Raw genomic sequence first — 12740 nt, forward strand, 5'->3', positions numbered from 1 at the left:
CCAAGGCCTAGAAAGGTATCTATAGTGCTGATTTCAATTTATAGCGGGTAAGCCCGTATGACATGATGACCTGGTTCCAGCGTGAACTCGGAACCGAGATCGGACGTCATGTCCCCGGGAAGTGTCACCTTGGCGCTAACGCTTGGTGGCAGGGCAACCTCCCAGTGAATTTCATTCTCCTCAAAATGCCAGTTGCTCGTGATACGGCCGGTATGGGCATCGTGCGTTGCTTCAACAAATCCGATGCGTTTATCGAAAATTGGCCGCATGACGACAGAGCGGTAGCCGGGCGCGCTTTTATTCCAGTCAATGCCGGCAAGGCGCGACCAGATCCATTCGCCAACCGAGCCGTAAGCATAGTGGTTGAAGCTGTTCATGGCCTTGCTCTGGAAGCCTTTTTCCTCAGTCCAGCCGTCCCAGCGTTCCCAAATGGATGTGGCGCCGTGCTTGATGGAAAAGCCCCAGCTTGGATATGTGTCTTTCAGCAGAAGCGAAACGGCCAGTTCCTCTGCGCCATTGTCGCTGAGCACAGGGCAAAGATGCCGCACGCCCAGAAAGCCGGTTTGCAGATGTCCGCCAGCCTGCTCGATCAGCTCTACCAGGCGCTGCGCTGCGCGTTCTGTGGCTTCTTCAGGTAAGATGTCGAAATCAAGGGCGAGAAGGTAGGCGGTCTGCGTGTCGCCCTTCAATCGGCCATCTTCTGCCAGAAAGGCTTTTGTAAAGGCTGCCCGCAAGCGCGTGCCAAGTGCGATCCATGGCACGGCCTCTCGCTCCAGTGCCGCCGCGATATCAACCATCAGGTCTGCGATATAGATCCAATAGGCTGTGTTGACCAACTCACGATCTGTCGCCGGCCCAACGCTGAGCCAGTCACCATAGTTGTTGTGAACCTGATTGCGCCGAATGCCATCGGGGTTGCATCGCTCGATATAGTCCATCCAGCTGACGAAAGGCTGCCAGCAGCGATTCAGCAAGTCCTTGTCGCCATAGCGCTGGTAATGCATCCAACCCATGATGATCGGAGCATCCCCCCAAGCGGGTGCGCCCGGCTGCGGCGTCAGCCGATAAGGATTGAGCGGTTTGGTTGGCGCGACGTCGGGGAAGACACCCTCATCCGACTGGCCGTCGATCAGATCTTCCATCCACTTGGTCAGAAAGGCCGAGATATCCATGAAATAGCCGGCCGTACGCCAGAAAACCTGCGCATCCGCCGCCCAGCCATAGCGCTCGTCGCGCTGGGGGCAATCTGTGGGAACAGAGAGAAAATTGTCTCTCTGGCTCCAGAAGATGTTGGACAAAAGCTGATTGACCATCGGGTGGCCGGTTTTCATTTGGCCAACAACCGGCGTGTCCGTCTGGATGGCGATTGCGGTCAGCTCGGGTTGGGCATAGGTTTCTCCTTCGACGGTGAGTTCCACATACTGGAAACCGTGGAAGGTGAATTTGGGGTGGAAAATCTCGTTGCCCTTGCCGCTGGCAATATAAATATCTTCCGACACGGCATAGCGCAGATTCTCAGTATAGAGCCTGCCTTCTGCATCGAGCATCTCGCCATGGCGCAACAGGAAGCGGGTGCCTTCGGGGGCTTCCACATGCATTTCGACATAGCCTGTCAGATTCTGGCCAAAGTCAAAGATGGTCGTCTGCGTGCCTTGAACAAACAGGGATTTGGGCTCTAACCGTGCGACTTCTCGGGCTGGTTGGCTGCGCGACGCATCGATTTTTGGTAAGCCCGGTTCGGGAATGATTTCTTCCACCGGTTGCCAATAGGTCGTGTCGATGCCGCACTGACACCAGCCCTCCAGCTCCAATCGGGCGTCAACCATTTCTCCGGCCAGAAAATCGGAATAGCAAATTGGTCCCTGTCGGGTCATCCAGTTTTCGTCGGAAATGATCGTCTCGATGCGTCCGTCCGCATATTCCAGTTGAAGCTGGCACAGGAAAGCAGGGCGACCGCCATAATGGTTGCCAGCGCGGCGTTGATTATGTCCGATTCGGCCCGAATACCAGCCTTCTCCGATGATTGCGCCAAGGCAGTTTTCGCCGGCGTTGAGCTGATCGGTCACGTCGTGGGTCTGGTATTCGACGCGAGTGTGATAGTCCGTCCAGCCGGGGGCCATGACATCTTCGCCGATGCGCACACCATTGATATAGAATTCATAAAGGCCAAGCGCGGAAAGATAGGCCGTGGCACGCACGGGACGGTCCGATAGGGCGATCTCGCGGCGCAAATAGTCTGCGGGGCGGGCCTGAAAGCGATTATCGTACAGATTGTCTTGCGGCACATCCCGTCCGGCAGGCAACACGAAATAGCGCCCGATCCAGTGAGCCTGCCACTGATCCTCCGCTAGACCTGTGAATAGCTCTGCCGGTTCGGCCAAAGCACCGGGTTTGTCGTCTTGATCCCAAACCTGAACGCTCCACCAAAGATGGGCGTCTGGCGGGAAAATCAGTGTCTCATCGGCATAAACGAAATTGTCTTCCCCGACGCATTTGCCCGAATCCCAGAAGAGGTCGCCACCTTCGCGCACGCTCTTTTCAGATTGGCCGATAACAAGTCGCCATGCTGTCTGGTGCGAAGGGCTCTGAGCCGAATGTGCACACTCAAGCGCCCAGCCGAAGAATGGCGGGCGGCTGTTCAACCCTGACACGCGCGCGAGATGCTGGCATCGCAGGTTTGTGGCAAGCAGCGATCCGTCTTGCCCGATAATTGGTAAAGTCACCTAAAGCTCCGTCGCCCTCTGTCGAGCATGAGAGATGTGAATATCCATCGCCTCAATGGCAGCCGCTGTGTCGCGCTTGGCGATGGCGTCAATAATAGCCAGGTGGTCGGTGAAGGTGTGAGGCAACAGCAGTTCGGTCAAGCTGATTCGATCGTGGCGGATCAACCTGATGCGGATTGCGTTGATATTGTAGGCCTGAATGAGAATCTCATTGTTGGTCAGGCGGATCAATATATTGTGGAAATCAGTGTCGATCTGCTGCCCACGTTTCAAAACGGCCTCGGAAAGCCCGGTCTCCACAGCTTTTACAATGTTGAGATGGGCTTGGCGCTGCTCTTCGAGAACGCTATCCGGCATCTTCTTGACCGCATGCATGACCGCTTCGCGCTCTAGAGCCGCGCGCATCTGGAATGCATCGCGTATCATCGGAAGATCAATGGCCGTGATCTGGATTCCTCGCTGGGGAACGACGGTTATAAGACCTTCCGATTCCAGACGTGGTAGCAGTTCGCGCAATGCGCCAATCGACAAATTCATTAGCTTGACCAGATCCTTCTGGCTAACAAGCTGACCGGATTTCAACTTGCCATCAAAGAGGGCAGCCTGAAAGAGTTCATAGGCTGTTTCCTTGACACTGCGAGAAGTATCGGCGTGTTCTGTCATCGCGCGACCTGCTATCACTTCAATTTCCTTTCACCACGGCGTTTCTATAGAGCCTTTTCAGCCTCCGCCAATGCAGCTTCAATGGCTGCCAACTTGTCGGAAGACAGGGGCTCCATAGGGGGCATGGTGCGAGCGAAAGCAGGGTTGCCATAAACCTTGGCCATCAAAGCTTTCAGCACATTCAGACCACCATTTCCGTCCACTGTCTCAATACGCATTGTGGCGCGTTTCACGAAGCCTTCCGAAACGCCACCAAGATACAGCTGCACGCAGTCCTTTGCAAACGGGTTTGTCATGCCGCCGATCATGCCTGCGCCACCGGCCTCCACCATGTCGCGCAGAATTGCGTCGCTGCCGGTGAAAATGGAAAGCTCAGGGAATGCCTTGATCAGTTCAAGACCACCGGGCAGATCGCCCGTGGAGTCCTTAATGCCAACCACAAGAGACCCGATGCGTTTCTGAACGGCCTTGACCTGCTCAACGCTGAACGGAATGCCGCTGAAATGCGGGAAATTGTAAAGAACGATGTCGAGGCCGGGGTTGCCCGCTTTCTTGACAAGGGCTTCATAATAATCCGCAACGCCTTCTACTCCGGCACTGCGGTAGTAGAACGGTGGAATAATGAGGGCCGCCCGACATCCCAGCTTGTGGGCTTCCACATACATGGAAACAGCGTCATCAAGTGATGATGTCATAACGCCAGGGATCTGGCGTGACATATCCGCGCCCATGTCGGCGAGTTTGCGCAGCGCTTCAAGCTTTTGGCGCACCGACAACGAGGGCCCTTCCCCTGTTGTTCCAAAAACGGACGTATAGGCACACCCAGCTTCAAGCAGGGCATCGCAATGCCGTTTCAGTTGTTCGATATCTACTTCATAATCCTCGGTGAACGGCGTAATCGCCGCGCCGACGACACCCTTAAGGTCGGAATTTTCCAACATCAGGTGCAGCCTCCCATAAAAATTTCAGTCGAATGTAGTATACTCGATTTGATAACTGATACAATAAGTGTTAATATCAGCTAGTCAAACAAATTTCTTCACGCTACAGTTTCTCGTGGAGCTATTCCTATACACCGGGGCTGGAGGGTTCTGGTGTGTGACCATTCTATGTTCGGGAGGACACAAACATGATTTCACGTGGTATCGCGGCTGCTCTCCTCTGCTGCACTTTCATTGCTGCACCTGCTGTGGCTCAAGACAAGCTCACCATCAAATACACCACGGCTTCGGTTCCTTCGGACCTGCATACCAAAGCAATGCATGTCTTCAAGGAAGAGTTGGAAAAGAAAGTGCCTGGTCGCTTTGACGTTCAGCTCTATGATTCCGGTACCCTTTTCGCTCAAGGTGCTGATCTTGACGCTCTGCAGCGTGGCAATGCAGAAATGACCTATTTGTCATTCCAGTTGATCGCTGACAATATGCCTCAATATAGCGTGCTGACGGCGGGCTATCTGTTCCAGAATGCGAAGCATTATCGCACCTTCCTGAATTCGGATCTGGGTACCGAACTGAAAGAAGCCGTATCCAACGATATGGACGTACAGCTTCTTGATACATGCTATCTTGGTACGCGCGAGCTGAACTTGCGTGCCGAAAAAGACGTTCAGACCCCTGATGATCTCAAAGGCGTCAAGCTGCGCATGCCTGGCTCTGATGCATGGTTGTTCCTTGGCCAGGCTCTTGGTGCAAGCCCCACTCCGCTGCCATTCGGCGAAGTGTATCTCGGCCTGCAGACTGGCACTATCGATGCTCAGGACAACCCGCTGCCAACGGTTGAAGCTGCTAAATTCTACGAAGTTACAAAGCAGATCACTCTGACCGACCACCTTGTTGATGGTCTCAACATTGCCGTGAACAACCAAACCTGGGAACAGCTGAGCGAAAGCGAAAAAGCTGCCATGGTCGAAGCTGCTCAGGCATCTTGTGACTGGAACAACGAACAGCGCTACAAGGAAGAAGCCCGTTTGATCGACTTCTTCAAGGAAGAAGGTCTGAAAGTCACAACGCCGGATGTTGATGCATTCCGCAAACATGTGCAGGACTTCTACTTCAGCTCGGATCGTTCCAAAAACTGGCCGGAAGGCTGGGTCGAAAAGATCAACGCAATGGCCGAATAAGGAGCATTTGCTGCTATGGCTAATATCCTTTCAAAGGATATGCTGCTCGCAACCGGTCGCCTTTTAAAAAAGGCGGCCGACGCGATCGGCGTCCTGCTCTTCCTGTTCGCCTTTGGCGGGTTCATTGTACAGATCTTCTATCGCTATGTGATGAACGCGCCTCTTCTGTGGACGGAAGAAATCACGATGATCGCATTCATTTGGACCGTGTTCTGGGCGGCTGCATTCATGACGCCGGTTCAGTCTCATGTGTCTTTCGATGTGGTTTACGACGTCGTAAATCCCAGAACGCGCAGGATGTTCAGCATCATTTCCATGTTGGCACTGTTCATCTCTTTCGTGCTGCTGGTTCCGGCCACATGGGATTATCTCCAATTCCTCACCCGCAAAAAAAGCTCTGTTCTGCGTTTGCCCATGTATTGGATCTACGGCTGCTACATGCTGTTTATCCTGGGTTTTATCGTTCAGGCCGCCTATCGGCTGTACGGTTTGCTGAGCCAGAAGTGGGAAAAATATATTTAAAAGGGTTGAGTTAGAATGACCTTCTTCGCAGATCACGCTCTAAGCCTGATGCTGATCATCATGATTGGTATCACGATTGCCGGGCTGCCTATGGGTATCTCGATGATCGTTGCCAGTATCTTCTATCTCTTTTTCTCCGGACAAGATGTCGGTCTGGCTGCCGAGAATGTTCTGAACGGTGTGTTCGGTAACTTCGTGGCGCTTGCGGTTCCTCTCTTCATTTTTGCTGCCAACATCATGAATGCCGGTAAGGTGTCAGACCGAATATTGACCTTTGCCTTGGCGTTGGTCGGGCGCGTGCCCGGCGGTTTGGCGCAGGTGAATATCATGACGTCGCTTATCTTCTCGGGCATGAGCGGCTCGGCCATCTCCGATGTGGCCGGTGTCGGTAAAGTCCTGACGGACATGATGATCAAGGAAGATCGCTATCCGCGTGGTTTTGCTGGAGCAATCACGGCGGTTTCTGCCGTTGTGGGTCCGATCTTCCCTCCGTCTATCCCTGTGATTTTCTACGCACTGATCTCCTCCACATCCGTTGGCGTATTGTTCCTTGGCGGTGTTGTTCCGGCCTTTCTGGTTTGCACCACGCTCGGCATCGCGGTGATGATCATGGCCAAGCTGCGCGGGTTCCCGGTTGAGGAAGCTATCCCCCTTAAAGCTTTCCCGATCATTCTGATCCGGGCGCTGCCAGCGCTTCTGATGCCGATCATTCTGCTTGGCGGCATCTACTCCGGCGCCTTCACCCCGACCGAAGCGGCCGCAGTTTCAGCCTTCTATGCGCTGCTTTTGGCTGCCTTCGCCTATCGTGTGCTTGGCTTCTGGTCCTTCATCTCGGTGGTGCGGGAAACGGTCAAGACGACGGCAGTGGTCACCATCGTTCTGTGTGGTGCCTATATCTTCAACTATATCGTCACCGTGGAACAGGTTCCCCAGCAGGTCTTCGCATTCTTTGATGCAATGGATCTCAACCGGGTTCAGTTCCTGCTGATCCTGAATGCTCTGTTCCTGGTTCTGGGTTGCGTGCTTGACTGCTCGACAATCATGCTGGTTGTCACGCCTTTGTTTATCCCAACCGCATTGGCATTGGGTATCGACTTGCACCATCTGGGCATCGTGCTGGTGTTCAACATGATGATCGGTCTGGTGACGCCTCCATATGGCATCCTGCTGTTCATCATCAAGGCTCTGAACGGGATTCCGCTTGGTGAAATGATCCGTGAAAGCTGGCTCTTCCTTGGTCTTTTGATCATGCTGCTGCTGCTGCTGACCTTCTTCCCGCAGCTGGTACTGTGGCTGCCTCACTATGCAGGGATGCTATAAGTTTCCTCCCAAACAGGCTTCAATACACTTTCCCAAAGCCTTCAAACTGAGAACGGGTGGCCCCAAGCGACGGAGCCACCCGTTTTTGTTTCGTGCGAGGGAAGCAGGAAGTGAACCTTTGTCGCAGGTGAGGAGTTTCGAATGCAAATCGGATAAGCGGGCAGGATAGCTTTGTTTTTAAAGGGCATTTTGTCGCAGCCTGTGGATGTAAAACGTATTTTATTTTTGTCTATCTAACATTGCATCCAGACCGCATTTCTTTTCAGACAGCCTCCTTGGAAGCGGTTTCTAAGGTCTGCTTACACAGAGATGCATCCGCGTACGATCGACGTTCTGGTTTTTTCCATCACCTATCAGAGTATTTTCAAGGTGCGAAACGTCGAAAGATGGATGATGCCAATGCAAGAAGAGTTCGTCAGTTGCCTGAGCGATTTTGGAATGGCGCCGGCAAAAGCTTATCAGCAGATTTCACTAGAGCTCGAAGGTGACGGTGATCCATATATGGATCTGGGTAGCTTTACAGCTGTGCGCATGGAGCCAGAAGCTGATCGCCTTATCTGCGATCATCTGGGCAAGAATCTTGCCAATCAAAATGAATATGGTGAAACCACGCACATTCATAAGAGGCTGGTCCAAACCATCGCCGATCTTTTGGGGGCACCGAATGTAGAACATGCAGCAGGGTGCTCCACGTCTGGGTCGTCTGAAGCCTGTGCCATTGCGATGCTGATGCATAAACTAATTTGGCAAGCCAGCGCATCACGCAGCCAGTTGCAACGCGCTCCCAATATCGTTCTTGGCAGAAACGCACATTTGGTCTGGCGGAAATTTGCGCTTTATCTGGGCGTTGAAGTGCGGGAAGCGAGCTTCAAGAGGATCAATCGCTACCCACTGCAAAATGTCGTTGATCTGGTGGATGAAAATACTATTTGTGTGGTCGCCGTCATGGGCTCGACCTTTTCTGGCTTTTGCGATCCGATAGAGAAGATAAACGATGCGCTTATGAAGCTGAACGCGCGCAACGGCTGGAATGTGGGCATTCATGTCGATGGTGCCATAGGAGGCTTCATTCTGCCGTTTCTTGAAGATCCCGCAAAACCGGTATGGGATTTCGCTTTGCCTCTTGTCCGCTCAATCAATCTTTCCGGGCATAAATTCGGACTGGTTTATCCCGGTCTTGGTTGGCTCATTTTGCGAGACCAATCCATTATTCCTGATGCAATGAACATGACGGCGAGCTATCTCACCGGTAACACCCAGTCCTACGCGATTTCTTTTTCTCGTTCCTCATCTCTTGTTGTGGCGCAATATTTCAATTTCCTTCATTTCGGCCGCGCCGGATATGGAGCGATTATCGAGCGCTGTATGAAAAATGCCCGCTATGTTGCGGCAAGCCTGGAAGCAATGGGTTGCTTCGATATTATCAGCACCCTTTCATTGCCGGTTATTACTTTCAGCCTTAAGTCGGGCAGCGCTTTGACCGAGGAAGCGCTGTGCCGAGATCTTGGAGAAAGAGGCTGGATGCTCCCTCATTTTGCAATGCCGCAAAATATAGGCTGCAACGCAATGCGGATTGTCATTCGAGAGGACATGACCCGCAACAGACTGGATGCCCTGCTTGATGACGTGGCTGACATTCTGAGTAAGCAGGTAAGATGCATTCCCCCATTGAAGCACGCAATTTGAGATAATCGACAAGGAAAACAGAAGCATGACGCAGAGGGCGATGACTTGTAGAAGGCTGATTGCCGGCACGTTGTTTATCATGTTTTCGTGGATGATTGCCGCCCCTGGCTATTCTGCTCAGCCGCCGTCTTCAAGCCGCGAGCAACTTGGAACAAAGGCAAGCGTTGCTCTCAACATCAACAAGATCTACGAACTTAATGAGTTGAACGAGACCTATGTGATCGACGGCTATCTTGTGACATCCTGGCAGGACGACGGGCTGGTGGAGCGCATAGAAAGCGGTGCAGTCGCCCCGGATGTCTATGAGAACAGCGCCATTGATAATTTGATAGCCGGTGGCCTACGTATTCCGGCAATTGAATTTATCAATGTGGTTGGGAACCGGTCCGTTGCCAACCGACAGGTGGTGATAGGTGAAGACGGCAAGGTTCTTTACAATGAGCGTTTTCAGGCCACCTTCTCAACCCCGATGGACTTTCGCAAATTTCCTTTCGACAACCAAATACTGACCGTTCAGCTGGAATCCTTTTCCTACGACAAAACCCGTTTTGAATTTGTCGACCCGAAAGTGTATCCCGAGTTGGTCAATATGGACATGTTGGCTGAATGGAATATCGTCGACAAACAGGTTTTCATCAGTGATCAGGACTATTCGCACCTGAGCGAAGACGGCAGCAAAACCGAATTCTCACGCTACAATCTGAATTTCACGCTTGAACGGAAATGCGACTATTACGTCTGGAACTTCATGCTGCCTCTGATCCTGATCATCACCTCGTCGTGGTGTGTCTTCTGGGTCGATGACTTTCTCACCAATATCTCGATTGCCTTTACACTCATGTTGACGGTTGTAGCCTTCACCTTTCAGGCAACGAGCCTTTTGCCGCGGTTACCCTACACGACCTTCATGGGGATGCTCACGATACTGGGCTATCTGAGCATCTTTGCCAGTATGGTTGTGATTGTGGCGGCCGAGCTCTTCGAGAGGAAATCGGAGGATTTTGACAAGGCTAAGCTTATGCGTAGTGCGCGCGTTTTCTATCCGATCTGCATTATCTGCATCATCCTGTTTCAAATTCGTATTTTTGATCTGTAGAACGCCAAGAGTGAGGCCCCATGGACATCATCAAGACAAGACCGAAAATGGAGGCTGCCATTCTTTCTGGTCTCGTGGTTTCCCTCATCTGCTTTCTGGCTTTTCTAATCTACAGCAAGTCTGTTGATGTGCTGGAAAAGGAGATCAAGATCGGTCTGCTTTCCAATGTGTCTGCCGCTGCGACAACCATTGACGGCGACCTGCACAAGACATTTGATAAGTCCACTGCGCGCGACGATCCGGACTATCTGGCAGCTATCAGACCGCTGGAGAAAATCCGTCAGGCATCAGCCAATATTCGGTATATCTACACCAATATTCTCAAGGGCGATGATGTCTTCTTCATCCTTAACCCCAGTCCTCAGAATGACAATGATGGTGATGGGCAACCGGATGTGCCTCCGGCCTTGATGGAACGCTATGATGACGCAGCCCCGGAGCTGATCGAAGCTCTGAAGTCTCAAAAGAAGGTCGTATCCGATCCTTACACCGATAAATGGGGCACCTTCATCAGCGCTTATGCGCCCTTCTATGATGCGCAGGGCGCCTTTGTTGGTGTGCTCGGAATGGATCTTCAGTTGAATGATTTCTACAGCCGTATCTATCCCATCCGGCTGGCTTTTGAGAAAACTGCCTTCATTGTGGTCTTTATCGGCCTGATCATCGGGCTGCTGACATGGATCTCGCGAAAATATGCTGCCTTTCTGGGCCAACAGAATGCCTTTTTGCAGTCACGACAAGCACAGAGAGGTGACCATCTTGCTTTGGTCAAACAAAACTTCATTGATCTGCTTGAGGTCTTTGCAAAAACGCCACAGAAAGACGGTCTGACGCCTTTGATCAAGGTTTGGCTAGAGTATCTAAAAAGCACAGAGGCGCTCGTTCAAGATAAGGAAAATTTCCGAATTGATGCATTGATGGATGATGTTAAGGCCCGGATGCTCCCTTCCACATCCCTGACTATCTCGACTGATGAGGCTATTCCACCTGTTCTGCTGGCGGATAAGAACGTCCTTCAAGAGCTGCTCGTTATCTGTTGCACGCATATTGGAACAATGGCTGGGGCTAATACTGTAACGCTCGATATAAAGCGGCTCGATGAAGCTGTCGACAGCCTGACGTTTGCAATGGTGTTCAAGGCCCAAGGCCATCACCCAAGCGAGGGAATGTCTGATCGGAACTTAGAACCAGAGTACTCGAAAGCCGAACTCTACAGCGTGCAGGATCTCGAATTCTTCAAGGCAGTTGCCGCCGTAAAGGCCATGGGCGGCCATGTCAGTTGGCAGGAAGACGCAGAAAACAATGAGAATGAGAATTCAAGTCTCTCATTGGAGCTTCCAATAAGCAAATATGAAGAAGACAATGCGCGAGAGGCTGCCGAATGAAACAGATTACCCCCTTCATTCTGGTGCTTGCCGCCTTTGGCATCCAACTGTCATCAGGGATCAACTATATCACTTTTCCGCTCGTGCTCCAGTCGCAGGGAGCAACCAATGCGTTGATCGGCTTTATCATGTCCTGCGATATTCTTGCACTGATTGTCTTTTCGAGCAGGATTTCACTGCTTGTCAAAAAGCTCGGTGTGATCAACACCATCATCATCTGTTCTCTGGTGCGCTGTGCGGTCGTCTATTTCCTGTCTAACAATGACATGATTGTCGGCTGGATCGCAGGCATGTTCATCTATGGCCTCACGACCAATGCTCTTCTTGTCGTGGTGCAGACCTGGCTGAACATGGTTTCAGTTGGCAAACTCAAGGGCCTGATCATGGGGCTCTTTTCCTCGGCCCTATCGTTGGGTATCGCACTGGCCCCCATTATTTTACGCTTTACCGATATGCATAGCCGCTTGCCTTTTATTATCAGCAGTATGATTTCGCTTCTGGTTCTGGCAACCATGTTGACGGTTGTCAAAAGTCGCCCGTCTTTTCATTCTGACAAAAGGGCACGCATTGGCTTCGTTTTCAAACATGCCAAACTCATTCTTCTGTCTGCTGTCGTGGGTGGTTTTTGCTTTTTCGGGCTACCGTCATTTCTCACGATTTACGGCATCAAGAATGGCCTGAAGGCAGAAGATGCCGCTTTGTTGCTAACGATGTTTATGCTGGGAAGCGTTACTCTGGGCATGATTGTGAGCACGCTCTCTGCTTTTTACAGTCACTATCGTCTCGTTTTCATCTGTGTCTGTGTCTCGGTCTTCTGTGCTTCTTTCCTGTCACTTGCAATCTACTCTCATCTGTTTGTCGCTCTGGGCCTGCTTTATCTGTGGGGTGGCTGTATGGGGGGGATCTATGCGCTGGGGCTGAACATTATCGGTGAACAATTCCGCCAGGAGGACCAGATGTCAGCCAACATGTCTTATACGCTTATGGATGCGCTTGGTGGCATGATTGGCCTTTGTATCATCGGCACCAGTATGGATATTGTCGGTGCCGAGGGCTTGTCCTATACCATCGTGGTGGCCGCGATGTGCTATCTGGTCTATTTCTTCAGATCGATAGCATCCCGCTTTTCTGTTGTCCGCAATCTAGCCGACCCCGCAACATAAATTTTTCACTTCTTGCGAGCGTTGCACCCTGTTTAAACGGCAGCAATAGAGAGATTGCTTCGC

Annotated in this window: 10 protein-coding genes; 7 read left to right on the plus strand and 3 right to left on the minus strand. The window is 51.9% G+C overall.

Annotated features, from left to right (window positions below; genetic code table 11):
• Positions 1 to 38: 38 nt before the first annotated feature.
• Genes BM258_RS05160 through BM258_RS05170 form a run of 3 tightly spaced genes read right to left on the minus strand, consistent with a single transcriptional unit; the run spans position 39 to position 4327 of the window.
• A complete protein-coding gene (locus tag BM258_RS05160; protein ID WP_090069660.1) occupies positions 39 to 2723 on the minus strand; it encodes an alpha-L-rhamnosidase in 2685 nt (894 codons plus the stop codon).
• The gene (locus BM258_RS05165) at positions 2724 to 3404 is read right to left on the minus strand and encodes a GntR family transcriptional regulator (RefSeq protein ID WP_244544599.1); all 681 of its coding nucleotides are present in this window, start codon (positions 3402 to 3404) and stop codon (positions 2724 to 2726) included.
• A gap of 26 nt (positions 3405 to 3430) precedes the next feature.
• Positions 3431 to 4327 carry a dihydrodipicolinate synthase family protein gene (locus BM258_RS05170; protein ID WP_090069668.1) on the minus strand — a complete coding sequence of 299 codons (897 nt, stop codon included), beginning with the start codon at positions 4325 to 4327 and terminating at the stop codon, positions 3431 to 3433.
• 188 nt (positions 4328 to 4515) lie between these two features.
• Here BM258_RS05170 and BM258_RS05175 point away from each other — a divergent pair, with 188 nt between their 5' ends.
• The 7 genes from BM258_RS05175 to BM258_RS05205 all read left to right on the plus strand — a co-directional run bounded on the left by BM258_RS05175 (position 4516) and on the right by BM258_RS05205 (position 12677).
• On the plus strand, positions 4516 to 5505 hold the full coding sequence (locus BM258_RS05175; protein WP_090069670.1) for a sialic acid TRAP transporter substrate-binding protein SiaP: 990 nt from the start codon (positions 4516 to 4518) through the stop codon (positions 5503 to 5505).
• A 15-nt stretch (positions 5506 to 5520) separates the two neighbouring features.
• On the plus strand, positions 5521 to 6027 hold the full coding sequence (locus BM258_RS05180; RefSeq protein ID WP_210186662.1) for a TRAP transporter small permease: 507 nt from the start codon (positions 5521 to 5523) through the stop codon (positions 6025 to 6027).
• Between the two features lie 15 nt (positions 6028 to 6042).
• Complete coding sequence (locus tag BM258_RS05185; protein WP_090069672.1) at positions 6043 to 7347, plus strand: TRAP transporter large permease; 1305 nt, start codon at positions 6043 to 6045, stop codon at positions 7345 to 7347.
• A 399-nt stretch (positions 7348 to 7746) separates the two neighbouring features.
• Positions 7747 to 9033, plus strand: coding sequence for a glutamate decarboxylase (locus tag BM258_RS05190; RefSeq protein WP_175527927.1), 1287 nt, complete (start codon positions 7747 to 7749; stop codon positions 9031 to 9033).
• A gap of 25 nt (positions 9034 to 9058) precedes the next feature.
• Positions 9059 to 10129 (plus strand): ligand-gated ion channel, encoded by a 1071-nt coding sequence (locus BM258_RS05195; RefSeq protein WP_090069676.1) that lies wholly within the window; start codon positions 9059 to 9061, stop codon positions 10127 to 10129.
• Positions 10130 to 10149: 20 nt separating this feature from the next.
• Positions 10150 to 11514 carry a PDC sensor domain-containing protein gene (locus BM258_RS05200; RefSeq protein WP_090069678.1) on the plus strand — a complete coding sequence of 455 codons (1365 nt, stop codon included), beginning with the start codon at positions 10150 to 10152 and terminating at the stop codon, positions 11512 to 11514.
• Positions 11511 to 12677, plus strand: coding sequence for an MFS transporter (locus tag BM258_RS05205; protein WP_090069680.1), 1167 nt, complete (start codon positions 11511 to 11513; stop codon positions 12675 to 12677). The genes BM258_RS05200 and BM258_RS05205 overlap by 4 nt, the downstream gene beginning before the upstream one ends.
• Positions 12678 to 12740: the final 63 nt, after the last annotated feature.

Source organism: Cohaesibacter marisflavi, from assembly GCF_900115225.1.
Taxonomy (GTDB): Bacteria; Pseudomonadota; Alphaproteobacteria; order Rhizobiales; family Cohaesibacteraceae; genus Cohaesibacter; species Cohaesibacter marisflavi.

Excerpts from the sequence above, each read along its gene's own strand:
- BM258_RS05195 (WP_090069676.1), top strand. The coding sequence starts at position 9,059 with ATGACGCAGAGGGCGATGACTTGTAGAAGGCTGATTGCCGGCACGTTG.
- BM258_RS05175 (WP_090069670.1), top strand. The coding sequence starts at position 4,516 with ATGATTTCACGTGGTATCGCGGCTGCTCTCCTCTGCTGCACTTTCATT.
- BM258_RS05200 (WP_090069678.1), top strand. The coding sequence starts at position 10,150 with ATGGACATCATCAAGACAAGACCGAAAATGGAGGCTGCCATTCTTTCT.
- BM258_RS05205 (WP_090069680.1), top strand. The coding sequence starts at position 11,511 with ATGAAACAGATTACCCCCTTCATTCTGGTGCTTGCCGCCTTTGGCATC.
- BM258_RS05180 (WP_210186662.1), top strand. The coding sequence starts at position 5,521 with ATGGCTAATATCCTTTCAAAGGATATGCTGCTCGCAACCGGTCGCCTT.
- BM258_RS05190 (WP_175527927.1), top strand. The coding sequence starts at position 7,747 with ATGCAAGAAGAGTTCGTCAGTTGCCTGAGCGATTTTGGAATGGCGCCG.
- BM258_RS05170 (WP_090069668.1), bottom strand. The coding sequence starts at position 4,327 with ATGTTGGAAAATTCCGACCTTAAGGGTGTCGTCGGCGCGGCGATTACG.
- BM258_RS05185 (WP_090069672.1), top strand. The coding sequence starts at position 6,043 with ATGACCTTCTTCGCAGATCACGCTCTAAGCCTGATGCTGATCATCATG.